The sequence below is a fragment of the Alicyclobacillus sp. SP_1 genome (genome assembly GCF_024706985.1).
GTDB lineage: Bacteria > Bacillota > Bacilli > Alicyclobacillales > Alicyclobacillaceae > Alicyclobacillus_I.
The window spans coordinates 277,083-295,055 of the sequence record NZ_JAMCCX010000028.1 but is presented as its reverse complement, the minus strand read 5'-3'; the positions used below and the strand labels follow the sequence as shown (position 1 = coordinate 295,055).

General features: G+C 53.1%; 18 protein-coding genes. 2 read left to right on the top strand and 16 right to left on the bottom strand.

Going from position 1 to position 17,973, the window contains the following annotated elements; all coding sequences use genetic code 11:
* Window positions 1-22: 22 nt before the first annotated feature.
* The 10 genes from fabG to rsmD form a co-directional block, all read right to left on the bottom strand.
* Window positions 23-784, bottom strand: coding sequence for a 3-oxoacyl-[acyl-carrier-protein] reductase (gene fabG / locus M4I36_RS09715; RefSeq protein WP_374985916.1), 762 nt, complete (start codon window positions 782-784; stop codon window positions 23-25).
* Window positions 785-790: 6 nt separating this feature from the next.
* Window positions 791-1,729, bottom strand: a complete 939-nt coding sequence (fabD, locus tag M4I36_RS09710) for an ACP S-malonyltransferase (RefSeq protein WP_258111515.1) — start codon at window positions 1,727-1,729, stop codon at window positions 791-793.
* A 211-nt stretch (window positions 1,730-1,940) separates the two neighbouring features.
* Window positions 1,941-2,933 carry a beta-ketoacyl-ACP synthase III gene (locus M4I36_RS09705; RefSeq protein ID WP_308661176.1) on the bottom strand — a complete coding sequence of 331 codons (993 nt, stop codon included), beginning with the start codon at window positions 2,931-2,933 and terminating at the stop codon, window positions 1,941-1,943.
* Between the two features lie 12 nt (window positions 2,934-2,945).
* Window positions 2,946-3,965 carry a phosphate acyltransferase PlsX gene (gene plsX / locus M4I36_RS09700; RefSeq protein ID WP_258111514.1) on the bottom strand — a complete coding sequence of 340 codons (1,020 nt, stop codon included), beginning with the start codon at window positions 3,963-3,965 and terminating at the stop codon, window positions 2,946-2,948.
* A complete protein-coding gene (gene fapR, locus M4I36_RS09695; RefSeq protein ID WP_258111513.1) occupies window positions 3,962-4,582 on the bottom strand; it encodes a transcription factor FapR in 621 nt (206 codons plus the stop codon). Before fapR ends, plsX begins: the two co-directional genes overlap by 4 nt.
* A gap of 286 nt (window positions 4,583-4,868) precedes the next feature.
* Entirely contained in the window at window positions 4,869-5,045 is a 177-nt protein-coding gene (gene rpmF, locus M4I36_RS09690; RefSeq protein ID WP_258111512.1) for a 50S ribosomal protein L32, read from the bottom strand.
* 36 nt (window positions 5,046-5,081) lie between these two features.
* Window positions 5,082-5,594 carry a YceD family protein gene (locus M4I36_RS09685; RefSeq protein WP_258111511.1) on the bottom strand — a complete coding sequence of 171 codons (513 nt, stop codon included), beginning with the start codon at window positions 5,592-5,594 and terminating at the stop codon, window positions 5,082-5,084.
* Window positions 5,595-5,600: 6 nt separating this feature from the next.
* Complete coding sequence (locus M4I36_RS09680) at window positions 5,601-6,386, bottom strand: patatin-like phospholipase family protein (RefSeq protein ID WP_258111510.1); 786 nt, start codon at window positions 6,384-6,386, stop codon at window positions 5,601-5,603.
* Window positions 6,387-6,396: 10 nt separating this feature from the next.
* Complete coding sequence (coaD, locus tag M4I36_RS09675; RefSeq protein WP_258111509.1) at window positions 6,397-6,903, bottom strand: pantetheine-phosphate adenylyltransferase; 507 nt, start codon at window positions 6,901-6,903, stop codon at window positions 6,397-6,399.
* Entirely contained in the window at window positions 6,900-7,487 is a 588-nt protein-coding gene (gene rsmD, locus M4I36_RS09670; RefSeq protein WP_258111508.1) for a 16S rRNA (guanine(966)-N(2))-methyltransferase RsmD, read from the bottom strand. The genes coaD and rsmD overlap by 4 nt, the downstream gene beginning before the upstream one ends.
* Before the next feature lie 348 nt (window positions 7,488-7,835).
* Between rsmD and M4I36_RS09665 the strand changes: the two genes are divergently transcribed.
* Window positions 7,836-8,507 carry a CBS domain-containing protein gene (locus M4I36_RS09665; protein WP_258111507.1) on the top strand — a complete coding sequence of 224 codons (672 nt, stop codon included), beginning with the start codon at window positions 7,836-7,838 and terminating at the stop codon, window positions 8,505-8,507.
* Window positions 8,508-8,604: 97 nt separating this feature from the next.
* Window positions 8,605-10,017, top strand: a complete 1,413-nt coding sequence (locus tag M4I36_RS09660; RefSeq protein WP_258111506.1) for an amidase — start codon at window positions 8,605-8,607, stop codon at window positions 10,015-10,017.
* Between the two features lie 144 nt (window positions 10,018-10,161).
* On the opposite strand, the gene M4I36_RS09655 is transcribed toward M4I36_RS09660, so the two are convergent.
* The 6 genes from M4I36_RS09655 to M4I36_RS09630 all read right to left on the bottom strand — a co-directional run bounded on the left by M4I36_RS09655 (window position 10,162) and on the right by M4I36_RS09630 (window position 17,973).
* Window positions 10,162-11,322, bottom strand: coding sequence for a glycosyltransferase family 4 protein (locus tag M4I36_RS09655; RefSeq protein ID WP_258111505.1), 1,161 nt, complete (start codon window positions 11,320-11,322; stop codon window positions 10,162-10,164).
* Between the two features lie 7 nt (window positions 11,323-11,329).
* Window positions 11,330-12,478 carry an NAD-dependent epimerase/dehydratase family protein gene (locus M4I36_RS09650; protein WP_258111504.1) on the bottom strand — a complete coding sequence of 383 codons (1,149 nt, stop codon included), beginning with the start codon at window positions 12,476-12,478 and terminating at the stop codon, window positions 11,330-11,332.
* Between the two features lie 354 nt (window positions 12,479-12,832).
* Window positions 12,833-13,663, bottom strand: a complete 831-nt coding sequence (asd, locus tag M4I36_RS09645) for an archaetidylserine decarboxylase (RefSeq protein ID WP_258111503.1) — start codon at window positions 13,661-13,663, stop codon at window positions 12,833-12,835.
* A gap of 139 nt (window positions 13,664-13,802) precedes the next feature.
* Complete coding sequence (locus tag M4I36_RS09640) at window positions 13,803-14,006, bottom strand: alpha/beta-type small acid-soluble spore protein (protein WP_258111502.1); 204 nt, start codon at window positions 14,004-14,006, stop codon at window positions 13,803-13,805.
* Between the two features lie 199 nt (window positions 14,007-14,205).
* A complete protein-coding gene (gene recG, locus M4I36_RS09635; RefSeq protein ID WP_258111501.1) occupies window positions 14,206-16,251 on the bottom strand; it encodes an ATP-dependent DNA helicase RecG in 2,046 nt (681 codons plus the stop codon).
* Between the two features lie 6 nt (window positions 16,252-16,257).
* Window positions 16,258-17,973: a DAK2 domain-containing protein gene (locus M4I36_RS09630; RefSeq protein WP_258111500.1), complete on the bottom strand. Its 1,716-nt coding sequence runs from the start codon at window positions 17,971-17,973 to the stop codon at window positions 16,258-16,260.

The window sequence follows — 17,973 nt, the reverse complement described above, 5'->3', positions numbered from 1 at the left end:
TCACCTCCCGCGAAAGAGTATACTACATGGCCATTCCGCCGTCGATATGAAGCACCTGACCTGTGATGTAATTGGCTTGTTCCGAAGCCAAAAATCCGACCGCTGCGGCCACATCTTCCGGTTTTCCCGGCCTCCCTAGGGGGATGGCCGAACGCATCGAAGCCAGTGTTTCTGGCGACAGGGCCTCAGTCATGTCGGTTTCAATCCAGCCCGGTGCAATCGCATTGACGGTGATATGGCGAGGCGCCAACTCTTTGGCGACCGACTTTGTCAGACCTATCAGTCCGGCTTTCGACGCCACATAGTTCACCTGTCCTGGATTACCAATAACGCCCACGACGGAAGCAATGTTGATGATTCGTCCATAGCGCGCTTTCATCATGGGACGGGCAACCTCTCGCGTCACGTAAAATGCTGCGCGCAAATTGGTTTCTAAGACCTCATCCCAGTCGCTGTCTTTCATCCGCACCAGAAGACCGTCCCTTGTTACGCCAGCGTTGTTGACTAGTACATCAATGCGACCGAATCGCTCCAGCACGCACTGCACTAAGCGCTCGACTTCGGAGACTTGCCTCACATTGGCTTGAACCAACAGCGCCTCACCGCCTGCGGCCCGGACGAGTCTTGCCGTCTCCTCTGCGGCTTCAACCCGACCAGCATAGTTAACCACCACCTGTCCACCGCCCGCTGCCAGTTCTACCGCAATGGCTCGTCCAATGCCACGAGACGACCCGGTCACTAATGACACTTTCCCCATACCATCCGCCCTACTTTCTGACGTCATTCTCGACTACCCCCGCACTAGATTTGCTGCGTAAGCCAAACTCGCCCCATCTTCAATCGACGCGCATGTCACATTGCGATTGATTTTTTTAATCAGTCCGGACAGTACAGAACCCACGCCAAACTCTAAAAACACATTCACGCCCGCCGCCAGCATAGCCTCTACGTCAGCCTGCCAACGCACTGGAGAGTAGAGCTGTTCGGTCAGAGCCTGCCGTGCCTGTGCCGGACTTGTATAGCTTTTTGCATTGACATTCGCAACCACAGGGACAGAGGCCTCCATAAAGGGAGCTTCCTGCAAAATCGCACTCAATCGACTAGCCGCTGGCCTCATCAGCGAACAATGAAACGGGCCACTAACCACGAGGGGAATTACCCGCCTAGCACCTGCAGCTTTGGCTGCCTCTGTACCGCGCTCAACACCGAGGACCGTCCCGGAAATCACAACTTGGGAAGGACAGTTTAAGTTCGCCAATTCCACCACATCTTCCGGCGTACTGACGGCGCGACAAGCCTCCGCCAGCTTGTCTTCCTCGAGCCCCAATACGGCAGCCATTGTCCCTTGACCTGCGGGCACGGCTTCGTCCATGAGCCGTCCCCGCTGATAGACAATCCGTACCGCTTCTGCGAACGGCAATGCACCGCTCGCCACCAGTGCTGTATATTCACCGAGGCTATGCCCGGCGACAAAAGCGGGAGCACAGGAAACCGTTTCGGAAAATGCCCGCCATGCAGCAATCCCTACCGTGAGTAGCGCAGGTTGCGTGTGATACGTCAAGCGCAGTTCGGCTTCATCGCCCTCAAGAAATATTTTGCTCAGTGCAAATCCCAACGCCTCATCCGCTTCTGCAAAGGTTTCGCGAACGACGGAAAATCCGTCGAACAAGTCTCGACCCATCCCCACGGACTGCGCCCCTTGCCCTGGAAACACAAACGCTAACGTCATAAGCTTTCCCCCATCTCCGATGTACCAGTTGCTTCCGAAAAGTGGCCCAGACATCGCGACCGATGGACCAAAATCACGCATCCCACATTTCACGGGAAGATGTGGCCCACCCCTGTCTCGGCGTTTCGATGCTGGCGACGGGCCGTGAGACGCCACTCACATTTCACGGGAAGATGTGGCCCACCCCTGTGTCGGCGGGACGCAAATTGGCTTACAGACGAATCGCCACCGAACCCCAAGTAAGTCCCCCGCCAAAACCGACTAGCACGACTAAATCGCCCGCTTTCGCACGCCCCTCGCGCACCGCCTCATCAAGAGCAATGGGAATGGACGATGCCGATGTATTCCCATATTTGTGAATAGTCACCGCCACCTGCTCGGACCGAAGTCCAAACCGACGGCTGGCGGCATCAATAATGCGAATGTTTGCCTGATGCGGGACCAAGAGATCAATGTCTTCGTTGGTCATCCCCAGCTGTCCAAGCACTTTTTCAGTAGAATCAACCATGGCGTTGACTGCAAACTTGAACGTCTCTGAACCCTGCATTTTCAAAAAGTGCAGGCGCTCATCCACACTCTCATGAGTAGCTGGTCTACGCGAACCCCCACCCGGCATTTGAAGGTACTTTCCTCCTGAGCCATCTGACCCGAGGGAAAAAGACAAGAGCCCTGCGGTCTCGCCCGGAGTTGCTGGTCCCAAAAGTACCGCTCCCGCTCCGTCCCCAAACAGAACACAGGTCGACCTATCTTCGTAGTCGGTAATTCGAGACAACAAGTCCCCCGCTGCTACCAATACATACCGATACCGTCCGCTTTCAATGAGCGAAGCTCCAAGTGACATACCGTACAAAAACCCACTACAAGCTGCAGACAAATCGAACGAAGCAGCATTTTTTGCCCCAATGGCGTCTTGAACCAAATTAGCCGTCGCTGGGAACATCATGTCTGGCGTCACTGTAGCACAGAGAATCATTTCGACTTCGGAGGCTGGCACACCTGCCGCCTCCAATGCGCGCTCGCACGCCCGGGCGACATAGTCGGAGGTGGCTTCCTCCGGTTCCGCGATGCGTCGCTCGCGAATGCCTGTTCGTGTCACAATCCACTCATCCGTCGTGTCGACCATATGCTCAAAGTCTTTGTTGGACAACACTTTCGTCGGCAGGGCCGAACCTGTGCCAAGAATCTTTGCTCGAATCGTACTCACAAAACATCCTCCTCAATGGGTTGAAGCGTCTCCGTCATCGTTGAACGGAGTGGACAGAGCGTGCAAAAGATGCGCGTTTAAGTCATGTTCAACATACGTTTTGGCCTGCTGAATAGTCACGTACCAAGCACGCTCGTTACTGCTCCCGTGCGCTTTAAAGCACCCCCCATTGACGCCTAAAAATGGTGCCCCGCCATACTCAGAGTACTCAAAGCGCCGGAAAAATTGACGCATGCTACCTTTCAAAAAGACTGCCCCGAACTTGGCACTCGCAGATTGAGTCACGGTCTCTTTCAAGCCTTTGGCAATGCCTAGGCCAAGTCCTTCCGCCAACTTCAAGACCACATTGCCCGTAAAGCCGTCGCACACGACCACGTCGCAAATTCCTGACAGCACTTCGCGAGCTTCGATGTTGCCGACAAAATTTAAATTAGAGGATTTCAGCAGGGGAAAAGTCGCTTTCGTCAAAGCATTGCCTTTGGTATCTTCCGTCCCAACATTTAGCAACCCGATTCTCGGATGATGTTGTCCGAGCACCCATTCAGAATACGCACTGCCCATTTGAGCAAATTGAAGTAGGTTATCCGCACCAGCGTCCATCATGGCTCCGGCATCGAGAAGGAGCACACCGCGGCCATCAAACGTAGGCATAACTGGGGCCAATGCTGGCCGATGAATTCCAGCCATGCGACCAATGACGAGCAAGCCAGCGGCGACAATTGCGCCAGTATTCCCCGCGGATATCATCGCATCCGCACTTTTTTCCGCGACCATAGCCGCTGCCATGACGAGCGATGCGCTCTTTTTCTTGCGCACGGCACGAACCGGCTCTTCATCGCCATCGATTTGTTCCATAGTCGGCACAATCTCTACATTGGATGGCATCTCTACCGCAATCGACCGAATTTTTGCTTCGTCTCCGATTAACAAGAAGTGGCTCGCCCCGTCCTCTCGTGCTGCCGTGCAGGTAGCACGAACTGGCGCTTCTGGTGCATAGTCTCCTCCCATCACATCAATGGCTAGGCGTGTCAAAACATGTCCTCCTCGTCCAGAGTGACCCATGCCGCACTCTGGAATCGTTCAGTAATCGCCAACGGATTGGCCAACATCCATATAAATCCGCCAAGAACTAAGTTGTCGTGTACATACGACACCGCCTTGCACTTGCTCACGCGTCCGCGCTGGGCGATGACCTCTACCTTCGCGGTGACCGTATCTTGCAAAAAAACGGGGCGATAGAAACGCAACTCACTTCTCGCCGTCAATGCAATTTTGGCGTCAATGAGGGCGGTCGCCAAAGAATTGATTTGCGCAAAGAGAAAATGTCCCCGAGCGACTTCCGTGCGTGAAAATACATGTATGCGTTCCACTGTGAACGTAGAAACGGCAAAATGGTTGAGGGAGAGTTCTGACAATGTCCCGACGACCTCATCCGCCTCCAAAGCTCGAACCGAGTCTTGTAGGCCTTCAGCCAGGCGCCGAATTCGTTCCCGCGCCTCAGGAATGGCGAGCATCTGTCGGTCGAGGCGAATGGTCGCGACACTGACAGAGAACTGTGCCGCCAACTGTTCGTCCGTCACAAATGGATTCTCTTCGATGGCCTGATGTAAAAGAGCCTGTCTTTCCAATCGGTTCAGTCCGAAGCCCATCCTTTCTGTCCCTTTGTTCGCGCCATCTGTTACGTTTACACGCCGCACTGATGGCCACAAAATTGGGAGAGAATGCTGCAGAGAAGAAGGAAAACGGCACTTAGTACCTGGTGCTAAGACTAACCCGTTCGGCGGATTTTCGCAAGTCTCATTTCTTCACGAATCGGTCGGCATCGTTCTCACCACCACGCATGGAGAACTCAAATTCGAATTTGGTCAACATAAAAGAGGCCGACGCAAGCGCCGACCTCCCGTACCTACAAAAGTCTTCCAAAAGTCTTCGACTTTATCTCGCTGCAATCACTGCACGACCTTTGTACGTCCCGCAGTTCTTGCAAACATGGTGAGTCAATCGATACTCCCCACATTGTGGACAGGGTTGAATTTCAGGAGCTTCTAATTTGAAATGAGTACGACGTAGACGTTTGCGCGTCTTAGACGTTCTATGTTGCGGTACTGCCATTTTAAAACACCTCCCTCACCACTACCGCCCATCATATTACTCTGAGTCCGCCTTGGAAAGCAAGTCTTTTAATGCTTCAAATCGCGGATCGACCACGGTTCTATCGCATCCACACTCCGCGTCATTTAAATTGGCACCACAGACAGCGCAGAGGCCCTTGCAATCTTCGCGACAAACCGGGAAAGGGGGCACGGACAAAAACAGCGACTCTTCGACCACGTTGTCGATGACCACCACGTCTTGATGGACAAAGACGACATCGGGATCGTCGAGAGAATCTTTTGACCAACTGTACTCCTCGTCGAACGCTGCTTCCAAACGCTGTGGAAACGACTGGAGACACCGACAGCAAGTGCAGACCGCATCCGCGTGCGCCGTCCCAGTCAGTGCAGCCACCTTCCCAGTCCATTCGACCGCCCCGTGCACGGTGGCAACAGTGACAGATTGCACTTCTTGAATTTCCTCAACCAGTCGTGCAGTGGACAATTCGCCAGACAGTTCGAAGAGGGGTTGTTCTTGAAGGACGCGTTTGGAAAATTGAAGTGTCAAGTCCACTCACCCATTTCTCAGAGTCTTGACCGTTTGCAACATGTCATCAATATCATTGATTTTTTGCAAAGCGGCCTCATAACCCGCCTCAATCGCGATTTTGGCTTTGCCGAATTGAGAAATACCCACCGCCGAAACATCCGGCACAATGGTAACATCGGCCGACTGACGGACCCCTGCATAAACTTGCTCTTGCATTAAGTCGAGAGATTGGAAAAACACGTCGACGAGCGACGTTGGCGGTTGCGGCAAAGTGTTCGTTGAGACATCCACGGCAATGACCTTGTCGGCGCCAAGTTCCCGAGTGACTTCGACCGGAACGCGATCGAGCACACCACCGTCGACCAACACTCCCCCATCGTGAACTACGGGAACGAACACTCCGGGAATAGAAACACTCGCACGGACAGCATCCGCAATGCTTCCTGATTTGAACACGACTTTACGTCGATTCAACAAATCTGTCGCGACAATGGCAAGCGGGATGTTGGCCTGTTCAATAGCCAACTGCCGCGTCAACAGTGCGACCATCGTTCGCACCCTGTCCCCACTCACCATACCCATTTTGGGAACGGTAAAATCTATCCAGTGGCGGCGACGCAATGTGGTGGCCAACTGTTCCATAAAAGCTGGCTGCATTCCCGTCGCGTAAAAGGCAGCGACCAAGCCGCCCATGCTCGATCCGCTGATGACACCGACACGCACTCCATGCTCTTCGAGCGCTCGCAACACCCCGACATGTGCAAATCCTTTGGCGCCTCCGGAGCCTAGCGCGAGGCCGATGGTCGTCATGGTGTCCACCTCACTTTAGAGAGCCGAGTTTTTGCCGTAACGACCGCGCCACCACCTCCGGTACAAAAGCCTCCACCGGACCTCCGTGACGGGCGACGTCCTTGACGAGCGACGATGCTACAAAATCTGTCTCGGGAGTGGCAGCGAGAAAGATGGTGGGAATTCCTGGTGCCATTCGCTCATTCATGAGCGCCATCCGCCGCTCCCCGTCCATGTCTTCGCTGTCCCTGAGGCCACGAACAATAGCGACGGCCCCCTGTGTCTGTGCAAAGTCGACGACGAGACCGGAGAAGGGGAGCACTCGCCAGGCCGCCCCTTTTGGCAAGACTGCCGTCATCAGTTCCACTCGCTCCTCTACGCTAAACAGTGGTGTCTTAGCAGGGTTGTTTAAGACGCCAAAGACCAATTCGTCAAAGAGAGGTAGCGCCCGCCGTGCAATGGCCAGGTGACCATTCGTTATCGGGTCAAAGCTCCCGGGGTAGACAACGCGACGAATAACAATCCCTCCTCCACTCACTCTGCCGATTCACGAACTTGTCGAACTTCTTCAGAATCTTCGAAACGACGGTAGATAGACACGAAAATATCTCCGTACCGCCGCTGTCTGTCCATGGCGAGACTGCCTACCTGCGCGGACAGCTGTACGCTCTGGGGATGTTCCAATACCACCACGCGGACTCTGCTCGGGCTCTGCGCCAACACAGTGACCACTTCCGTCCACAAATTGGCAGGATAAGGCGGATCGACCAACGCCATATCCATTGGCACGCCGTCCGATGCAATGCGTTCCAGCGCTCGCCTCCAATCCAGCCGCCACAGTTCGCAACGGCTACGGGCGTGCAAATGGTCGACATTTCTCGCGACCACTTCCAGGCTACGCGCACTACTGTCGACAAAAATTGCATGAGACGCTCCGCGACTCAGCGCTTCCAAACCCAAAGCTCCAGAACCCGCAAACAAATCGAGAACCACTCCTCGACAGCCGTTCGGTCCGAGCAAATTAAACATCGACTCTTTGACACGGTCTGTCGTCGGCCTTACGGCTTTGCCGACCGGCGCAACCAAGGAATGGCCTTTCCATTCACCCGCAATGACACGCATACACCGACAGGCTCCTCACACTCCATTTCACCTACTGTAACACACTGTGACGAGTCGAGAAAACCGCAGCAGGAATGGACATTCCTGCTGATGAGAGGTTTATCATGAGAAAATCTTGTCCATGCTGAGAGTACCAACAGCGCGAGGTGTTGTTGGCAACCGAGAGTTCTGCGAGGTTTCCCCATCCTCACGAACTGCGGTTTCTCCTCTCCCAGAGATTGGTGTCCGCGTCTCGATGTGCCATGCGTCGAGATGCGGACACAGCAGAACTCACGCTTACCCGGGCGTGAGTTTTCTGCTGTTTTGATAGACGTTGCTCTGCAACCCGTGAAAGAACGTAGTATAATTTTGAAAACTGAATATAGTTTTGAAGAAGTGGAGGGGAGCACTCTGTTTATCCGTAACTGTCTGACCAAGCGGGATGCCTTGAACATCATCCATCCTGACGAGACGATTGCAACTGTATTAAAAAAAATGGAGAAGCACCTGTCTCTTCCCTGCGCTACGGCAAACCATGAATTTCTCGGCCTCATCAGCAAACGGACCATCTTCGACGCATTTTTAACAGCCCATCAAGAAGGCATTCTTTTTGATGAGTTTGCCAAAGAAAGCTGTGAGGTCTGTATCAATCGCGAGGTCTCTACCTTGACTCTCCGAAATCATTTCGAAGAAACGATTGAGATTATTACGCGGCAACCCTTTGTACCGATTGTCGAAGGAGACGTTTTACTAGGTATTGTCAAGCGTTCCGACGTTCAGCGCTCGCTGGCCATCGCTTTCGCGACCAACATCCACGCCGACCGACTGCTGCTCGGTGTTGCAGAAGCAGAGGGCGCTTTACAACGACTATTCACGGTAACACACCGACTCGGAATCAACGTTGTCACCTGTGTGGCGCTGGATGCCGAGGAATCCGCTCTCAATCGTCGCGTCATCCTGAAAGTTGAAAAGACACAAAAGTTGGACCAACTCATCCAACAACTCGAGCGAGCCGGATATCTCATTATTTCCGTCAACTGACCGGTGCGACCTCTGCTCGGCTGGGAGATGCGTCAGCCTACCTCCAGCCTCAGAGGGCCGCTCGTGGAATTTTGTTAGGGAAGGAACTCAGACCAACATGACGGCTTCAGGAACCCTCGCTCAAAATTCCCGCGATTTGCAGCAACAGCACATAAGTGCGGAAGAGTTGTGCACGCAATGCTTAGCGCAAATCACCGCGGGGAATCCCTCCCTTCACGCCTTCATTCACGTCCATGAGGATGTGGTAAAAGAAGCCAGGGCCATCGACGAGCAGCGTGCCCGTAACGAAACGCTACCACCTTTAGCGGGAATTCCCATCGCCATAAAAGACCTTTTCGATACGTCCAATCTCCCTACCAGCTACGGCGGTCGTGCACACGGTCACGCTCCAGCCCGTGCAGACGCTACGGCTGTCCTGCGCTTGCGCCAAGCTGGTGCACTGATTATCGGAAAAACCAATCTACATGAGTATGCATTCGGAACGACCAGTGAGAACCCGCACTTTGGAACCGTCAAGAACCCATACGGTCGTGGAAAAATTGCTGGTGGTTCAAGTGGCGGATCGGCCGTTGCTGTGGCCACTGGTATGGCCCCAGCTGCCCTCGGAACCGACACCGGTGGGTCGATCCGTATTCCTGCCGCCTTGTGTGGCGTGGTTGGCTTTAAGCCAACGTATGGAAGCATCGATGTAACGGGCGTCTTTCCACTGGCTCCGTCGCTCGATCACGTTGGGCCCCTGACCCGAACCGTTGACGACGCGGCTTGGCTGTTCAGTTTGTTGACGGCACCATCGACCTCGGCGATGCTGCGGATGAGCGCAGGGGATCATCCCTATATACCGATTCCTTTGACAGGGCCAATTCGCGTGGGAATTCCCAAGAACCACTTCTTTGAAAAATGCCATCAAGGTGTGAACGACACCGTTCAAGCCGCGCTCCGCGTTCTCGCCAGTCAGTGGTTGCGCCCTATCGACGTGTCCGTACCGCACATGGATGTTCTTCCAGAATGGCAACGGATTCTCATCACAACCGAAGCGTATTCGGTACATGCAGAGACTCTCGCGACGAGTCGTGCCCTCTATGGGAGTGACGTTTCCGAGAGACTGGAAAGTGCATTGGATATCCGAGCACCGCAACTCTTAGAGGCACAGCGAGGACAAGCCATGATTCGTGAGGAAATGAACAGGCTGTTTGACCAAATCGACGTCTTGGTCTCGCCAACCGTGCCTATGACGGCCACTGATACGGGACAGAGTAAGGCATTCCTCGGAGCTCTCGAAGTCCCCGTGCGAAGCCATTTGAACCGCTACACCAATCCATTCAACTTCTCAGGCCTTCCAGCCATCTCGATTCCCTGTGGATGGAACGCTGGTCTACCCGTGGGGCTTCAAGTCATCGGTGCCGCTCATTCGGAACGAAAGTTACTCTCGATTGCCAAGCTGTTCGAAGCCGCTTTGTCCTCTATCACGGAACCGACTTCGGAGCGATTTCACAAGCCCACAACGTCATAAAGCTACTCTCGCTTCTTACTCGGCTTGCACAAAGCAACTCGTGTGGCGCTAGTGAGGATGACATGCCATCTTCTGACTTATCGCCTCGAGTAGGACGCTGAATGTGGTACAGCCACGACAAAGACATTAAACCAAGGGAATCCATCAACTATGGGAGCGGCCGCTGACCATGGAACGCATGGGAGCCGTGCGCAATCCGAGCACAGATTCATAGTGCGAGATGAGTTGTTCTGTAGGACGGTCCCAGTCAAGAGTGGACGAAATTTCCTCCGCACGCGCGCAGACGCGATTCAGTCGATCGTTCTCTTCGAAAATGCGATTCGCAGTCGATAGAATCGAGCCGGGTTGCGTACTGTCATAAATGTAACCAGCGTCTCCGCCTTCTAGAATTTCCCTTGTTGGGGGGCTGTCTGCCGCGAGGATGGGCAGCCCACTCGCCATGGCCTCAAAGAGAACCAATCCCAGCGTCTCTGTCGTCGACGGGAAGGCGAAAACATCGGCCGAGCGATACGCCTCTGCCAAATCAGTCCCGTGCAGGTAGCCAAGAAATTTCGTGCGAGTACCCGCAAAATACGACTCTAACGCCTTGCGGTGCGGTCCATCCCCAACGATGGCAAGATGATACCGTGTGTCTCCTGTCAAACATTCCCGCAACTGTTCAATGTGCTTCTCAAAAGCCAATCGTCCGACATAAAGGAGAATTTTATCCGACTCTTTTGCCGTGGGTGCCAGCTTGCGGCGCATTTCTGGAGTTGAGTGGGAGAAGCGATACCTGTCCAAATCTACGCCGCGCTCCCACAGCTCCACGTTTTTGAACCCTTGTTGCACCAAAATTTCCTGCGTTGCTCGAGACGTACAGAGATTCATGACCGCCCGGTTGTGCAACGTTCGAAAGTACCACCATAAAGCTGGCTCGAGGAAATCGAGACGATAGTGCCGAGCATACGCTGGCACATTGGTGTGATAGGAAGCGACGAGAGGCAAGTTGTGGCGCCACGCATAGTAAATAGCACTGAGCCCTATGAACGCCGGATTGAGCGTATGAACGAGATCTGGTTGAAACTCAAGTAGAGGTTTTCGAACTTTGCGCGAGGGCATAGGAAACCGTTTTTCTGGATAAAGAAAAAAGCGCATGGATGGCAACGAAACAATTTTTGCTCCAGCATATTCGGGAGGAGCACCGTCGGGAGCAAAAAGAAGGACTTCGTGCCCTTCCTGCTGCAATCTCACCAGAGTGGCGACCAACCGCGTGACAATCCCGTCCGTACTTGGCAAAAAAGTTTCGGTGAACATCGCAATGCGCATAGTAGCTCTACCTCCAAGTCGCCGTCGGTGCAATCACGTTAAAATTGACTCGATCTCGATATTTCGTCGCAACCTCAATCAACTCCTGTATCATCCCATCGGAGAGCAGATGCGGCTTCAATCCTAAATCGAGTAATTTTGTATGAACGGCATGATAGTAGTGCTCTTCCTTTTCAACGCGAGGGTTTTCCAAATGTGCGATATTTGCTTGGAGCCCCATCTCAGCGGCGACACGCTGCACCCTTTCCGCCAACTCCAAAACAGAAAATTGCTCTGTGAATTGATTGAAGACGCGGAACTCTCCTCTGTCTGCAGGATTTTCTGCTGCTAACTCGACACACTGCAACGTATCCCGGATATCCAAAAATGCTCTTGTTTGACCGCCCTTACCATAAACGGTCAATTCGTGACCAACAGCCGCTTGGATGCAGAAACGATTCAAGGCGGTACCGAACACTCCGTCGTAGTCAATTCGGTTGTACAGTCGCTCGTCTCGCTTTGTCTCCTCGGTCCATAGACCGTATACGACTCCTTGATTCAAGTCGGTAGCCCGAATACCCCACGACTTGCATGCAAACATGATATTATGACTATCGTGAACTTTGGAGAGATGATAGAAAGAAAACGGCTGTTTGGGATACGGCAATACATCGGAGCGGCCATTGTGCTCAATCTTAATATAGCCTTCCTCAATATCTATATTTGGCGTTCCGTACTCTCCCATCGTGCCAAGCTTGATTAAATGGCAGTCCGGCACCAACTCTTTCATGGCGAACAGTACATTGAGATTTCCGACTACGTTATTGACCTGAGTAAATACCGCGTGTTGTCGGTCAATCATGGAATACGGCGCAGAACGCTGCTCCCCGTAGTGGACGACTGTTTCCGGGCGAAAAGACTCGAAGACACTGTGCACAAAATCAAAATCCTGCAAGTCCCCACGAAACAGAGTGATGTGTTTTCCGGAAACTTCTTTCCACGCTTGAATCCGCTCCTCGATTGAAGAAATGGGCGTTAAAGATTGTGTGCCCAACTCTTCATCCCAATCCCGTCGAATCATGTTGTCCAAAATACCGACATCATGTCCCCGTTCCGAGAAATAGAGTGCGGTAGGCCACCCGCAAAATCCGTCTCCACCCGCAATTAAAATTTTCACGTAGTCGGTTCACCCCATAGATGATATTCGGCCAAATGTCAGCCGACTTCCGCTCACTGGCAGTTCTGATGAGTACCAGCCTTGCGATTCATCTACACTCTACAATTTTTCTACTTCTACGGCAAGTTTGGGGTCGCTTTGAGAAGTTTGAGCGACCCCGCTGCAAAGTGGATGACTACCAAGGTTGGAAATGTTCTCCCAGTCGGTCGCTGGTTTCTACCCACCACCGCCAATACGTCTTCATTCCTTTCTTACATACAGAAGCAATCACTTTCGCAGTACGCATGACTCTCACCTCAGTCAGAGTCTGCCCACCGTGCGGCAATTCATGCACGCACGCGCCTCTAAGTAGCTTCAATTCGGCACAGCAATCTGCTGCCCCATGCGCACCACCTGCCCGACGTCTACAGTCCAGGAGACGGGAAAACCCGATGAAATGAGCAGAATGACCGTTGAGCCGAGCTCAAATCGACCAAACTCCTCGCCTTTAGTCTCTTCCACAGAGCCTTGGTATAGAGATGCGCTTGCTTTCCAGAGTCGGCGGTGAAAGGGATGAATTCGCGGCATGTGACGAAGGGTCACCGTACCCACGCCGAATGCCCCAACGGAGACCAAGACATAATCTGCGCGATGGTCGATGCGAAACTGAGAAACCACTCGTTCATTCTGGGCGTAGAGTTGGCGAACACACTGTTCACCCAAGTTGTTGACCGGAAATAGCGTGCCGGGAATATGCCGATGTGCCACCCACAGTGACGTATACGGAATATGGATACGGTGATAATCGCGCGGGCTCAGGTAGAAGACGATGTACTGCCCGCCCGTCATTTTGGCAGCCAGTCCTTTATCCCCCAGCAGGTCTTGCAAAGCATAGGACTGCCCTTTGACGCTCATCACCATTGCTTCAGACACGTAACCAAGCGCACGAATTGTTCCGTCAACTGGAGCAACCATACCCGAATCGGCCAGAGGGCGTGCAAAGTTGTGCAAGCCCCGACAAAAAAATGCATGTAGCGTCGGATAGTGATGGATTTCTTTATCCAATTCCCAAATATTGATATCATAATGCCGTACGTACCACGGAATCCATCTTCGACTCATGCGCGTTTTTGCGAATTTCCCAAGGAGATAGGTCATGAGTGCTTTAGGTATCACTCGCAAACCAATTTGCCGAATTTTTTGCATGTCGCACCTCGCGCACGGGTCTACTCGGAACAAAAGCCCTGGTTTTGTGCAAATACCCTGTTCGCATACTACCACAGAAAAGAGCCGAACGAAGTTCGGCCCTTTTCTTTCTTGCCAGTCTATAGACTTTGACGCCTCATTAGTAGTTCTGACGCCCCGCCAACTGCTGTTCCGCATAAGCGACAAGACGCTTTGTGATTTCTCCACCAACAGAACCGTTCTGACGAGCGGTCGTTTCAGCACCCAACTGAACGCCAAACTCAGAAGCAATTTCGTATTTCATTTGGTCGAGAGCACGTGTTGCGTTGGATACCACCAAGTTGTTGCTACTGCCCTGTGCCATGATGTTTCACCTCCCCCTCGGTTGGTACACCTAGTATGGTGCGCAGGGGGAGGAATTATGTTTTCCATTTTAGTCCACGCCGCTTGACTCTCAACGTCCGGCGCTGCGCTTCACATGCAGTGCTGCCATCCATAACGAAGGCCAACGCTACCGGCTTGAAGTCGGGCTGAAATGGCAGCCTTGCAACCAGGTGCTAAAGTCAATAACGAAGGCCAACGCTCGCTGCCTCAAGCAAACGATCTCGCAACAGGGAGAACTTTGGTTCAATCCAAAAGCCATCTTCATCCAGCAGCTGTTTGGCCTCGGAACGCGCCGCCTCCATAATATTTAAATCGCGACTCAAATCCCCAACCGTGAATTCAGGTAACCCACTTTGCCGAACGCCGAGGAATTCCCCAGGCCCCCGCAGTTCCAAATCTTTCTCAGCAATGACAAACCCATCTGTCGTGGATACCATTGTCTCCAACCTCTGCTTGGCAATTTCTCCAGACGGCTCTGCGAGCAGAATGCACACACTCGGGTCCACACCTCGGCCAATTCGACCACGTAGCTGATGAAGTTGAGCCAAACCAAATCGGTCAGCGTGATAGATGAGCATACCCGTCGCATTCTGCACGTCGATGCCCACTTCAATGACCGTAGTTGCGACTAACACATCGACTTCTCCAGCAGAGAAAGAGCGCATCGTCGCGTCCTTATCCGCACTCGATTGCCGTCCATGCAAAAGTGCCACGCGAAATCCAGCAAGTTTTTCCTGAATCTCAGCATAGATGGATGTAGCCGATGTCAACTCCAATTTATCCGAGTCTTCAATCATGGGCGCGACCACATACACTTGATGATGTTTGACCAGCTCACGCCGCAAAATACGAATGGCTTTATCCTCTTCTGAAGGTAGGTACCATTTGGTTTCTATCGGCTGTCGTCCTTTCGGACGCTCAGCCAGTACAGACACCTCCAAATCACCATAGACAGCGAGTGCAAGCGTTCTCGGTATCGGCGTGGCTGACAGATACAACACGTCGGTGCGCTGCCCTTTCCATTGCAATCTGCTCCGCTGAGATACCCCAAAGCGATGCTGCTCGTCCGTCACGACTAACCCGAGGCGGGGAATGTCTACATCCTCTGTCAAGAGTGCATGCGTGCCAATCAGGAGGTCGACTTTCTGTTCACGGAGGTTCTCGAGGACTCGCGTTCTCTCTCTGCTCGGCAGCGAACCCGTCAACAAAAAAGCAGCCATCCCGAGTGAATCCAACCGGCGCTTTGCTTCGCGAAAATGTTGTTCCGCCAAAATTTCTGTAGGCGCCATCAAAGCAGACGCAAAGCCGGCACGGAACATGGCATAAGCTGCAAACAGCGCAACCCACGTCTTTCCTGAGCCAACGTCACCTTGAAGCAGGCGAGCCATGGGTCGGACGCTTCGCAAATCCTGGAGAATGTCCGCACAAGCGTCTGCCTGCGCCGCGGTGAGTTGATTCGGAAGTAATGTTTGGGAAAAGCACTGAAGAGTATCGTCGGCGATAGCTCGAGCTATCCCGGTATTGGCATCACTCGAAAGGGAACGATGATATTGAAGCTGAAGTTGAAACAAAAAAAACTCTTCGAACGCCAATCGTCGATGCGCTTGTCGGAGTGCTTGTGATGAACTCGGACGATGCATCCAGGAAATTGCCTCAGGTCGGGAAACAAGTCGATACTTTTCCCGCAACCGATAGGGCAACATATCCACCATATTCGAAGAAAATTGGCGAATCCCCTGTTCGATGACAGAAGCCAGTTGTGGCGAGGACAATTTTTGCGTGGCTCGATAGACAGGAAACATCTCAAGCTTTGCATCATGGACTCCCGCGGTAGAGAACGCCGTGTGAGACACGGACAGCCTTCGATATTTAGCATCCCACTTGCCCTGCAGAACGACCATTCGACCGTCGCACAAGCGCTGCTGCAGATAGTGTTGATTAAACCAGACAGCCGTGCCGGAACGCACGCCATCAATAACCACGTCTGCTTCCAACATGGACTTTCCACCTTGCCAGCGCAAGCGGGAAGTCCCTTGAATGGTAGCCAGTACGCGCACCCGCTCTCCTGTTCCGAAAGCAAGCAGCGGCTTGACCCGCAAATCATCGTACCGTTCGGGAAAATAAGTCAGCAAATCAGCAACCGTATGAATTCCGAGATCCGCCAAAGCCCTCGCTTTCGCTGGCCCCACGCCAGCGACCTGAGTGACTGGAATCTTTTCGAGCAAGAGACCTCACTCCACGACAATTAGGTAATCAAAAACTGGCTGACCGCCTTCCTTGACTTCACAGGAAAGAGGAAATCTCTCTTCGACCAACTTCTGCAAACCGATCTGCTCGTCGCGAGACACCGACTCTCCACAAAAAATGGTCATGAGCTCGGCATTGTCCCGATATATCCACCTGGCCACTTCCATCAACGCCTCTTCACGGGTCGAACCAACGACTTGCAATTCGTCGTTTAACAATCCCAAATATTCTCCGGCACGCACCGGTTTATCTTGATAGACTGTATCCTTAACTGCCATGGCGACTTGACCCACGACGATGGCTTCGACAGCAGCCGTCATTCGCTCAACATTCGCCTCCAAACTCTGCTCCGGCAAATAGGCGACAGCGGCCTCAATACCGTGCAGTGGCGTCAATGTTGGAATGACGACGACGCGTTGGCTTTTGACCAAAGACGGCACCTGCTCCGCAGCCATCCAGACATTTTTGTTGTTTGGAAGCAGAATGCAGTTCTCGGCACCAGCAGCAGCCACCGCTTCCAGCCACTCTTCAGTACTCGGATTGCCCGCTTGTATTCCGCGGACGACCGCAACTCCGAGCGAAGTGAACACCTCTTCAAACCCCGCACCCGAAGCAGCGCTAATCACCGCCACAGCTTGCGAGCGGAGCGATTGTGGCGCGCCTTTCTCAGCGGCCGGCGCATCGCTCTTATTTTTGCTATTGAGTTCATCATCACTCACAAGCTCACGATGTTGCTCCGTCATATTCTCGACTTTCACCTGAAGGAGACTTCCAGCGGTCAACGCATCTTCCAATACCTTACCCGGATGCAAGGTGTGCACGTGGACACGAACTATCGTGTCTGCCGCAACCACCACGAGGGAATCCCCGTATTTGGAGAATTTGTCGCGAAATTTCCGAGCGACTGCATCGGCCGATCCCGCTACACGCACGAGCACTTCAGTACAGTATCCAAACTCGCCAAATTCGTGTCGGGAATCAGCAGCGATAGCAACGGTCGCAAGCTTAGAGTCCGTCGTCTGCAAAGACTCATACATCCCATCTAGAAGGGCAGGAGGTACTCCACCGCCAGCCTCGGCGAGACCCTTGACATACCGAAGAAACCCTTCGCAGAGAAACACAAATCCTTGACCGCCAGAATCAACCACACCTGCTTGACGCAGCACTGGCAACAACTCAGGTGTGCGACTGAGAGTCTCTTTGGCGGCAGTTACGACTGCGTCCATCACGCCGCAAAAGTCGTTCGACTCATGCGCAGCAAGAGAAGCAGCTGCGGCTGCTTCTCTTGCGACTGTTAAGATGGTCCCTTCGACCGGTTTCGACACCGCTCGATACGCGATGGCCACACCCGCCTCCAGCGATTGGGCAAACAAGGTCGGTGTCAGTACCGCGCTGGTTCCAATCCCCTTCTGAAAGCCTCTGCACAGCTGCGACAAAATAACGCCCGAATTTCCACGCGCACCCATCAACAGACCTTCTGCAAAAGCCTTCGCCAATCCAGGCAGCGTCTGAACGTCATTTTTCAAGACCGCTCTCATACCTGACGCATAAGACATTTCCATATTTGTTCCAGTGTCTCCATCCGGCACCGGAAATACATTTTGCGCATTTACCTGGGCTACATGTTGTTGTAACGATGCATGACCGAACCCAAGCAAATTACGGAATTCATCCATGTTGAGTTCCGATATCTTCCTCAT

Bases quoted from the DNA above. Each gene is read 5' to 3' on its own strand.
- M4I36_RS09660 (WP_258111506.1), top strand. From the start codon at position 8,605: ATGACGGCTTCAGGAACCCTCGCTCAAAATTCCCGCGATTTGCAGCAA.
- fabD (WP_258111515.1), bottom strand. From the start codon at position 1,729: ATGACGTTAGCGTTTGTGTTTCCAGGGCAAGGGGCGCAGTCCGTGGGG.
- asd (WP_258111503.1), bottom strand. From the start codon at position 13,663: ATGCAAAAAATTCGGCAAATTGGTTTGCGAGTGATACCTAAAGCACTC.
- M4I36_RS09630 (WP_258111500.1), bottom strand. From the start codon at position 17,973: ATGAGGAAGATATCGGAACTCAACATGGATGAATTCCGTAATTTGCTT.
- fabG (WP_374985916.1), bottom strand. From the start codon at position 784: ATGACGTCAGAAAGTAGGGCGGATGGTATGGGGAAAGTGTCATTAGTG.
- rpmF (WP_258111512.1), bottom strand. From the start codon at position 5,045: ATGGCAGTACCGCAACATAGAACGTCTAAGACGCGCAAACGTCTACGT.
- M4I36_RS09655 (WP_258111505.1), bottom strand. From the start codon at position 11,322: ATGCGCATTGCGATGTTCACCGAAACTTTTTTGCCAAGTACGGACGGG.
- rsmD (WP_258111508.1), bottom strand. From the start codon at position 7,487: ATGCGTGTCATTGCGGGTGAATGGAAAGGCCATTCCTTGGTTGCGCCG.
- fapR (WP_258111513.1), bottom strand. From the start codon at position 4,582: ATGGGCTTCGGACTGAACCGATTGGAAAGACAGGCTCTTTTACATCAG.
- M4I36_RS09680 (WP_258111510.1), bottom strand. From the start codon at position 6,386: ATGACGACCATCGGCCTCGCGCTAGGCTCCGGAGGCGCCAAAGGATTT.
- M4I36_RS09640 (WP_258111502.1), bottom strand. From the start codon at position 14,006: ATGGCACAGGGCAGTAGCAACAACTTGGTGGTATCCAACGCAACACGT.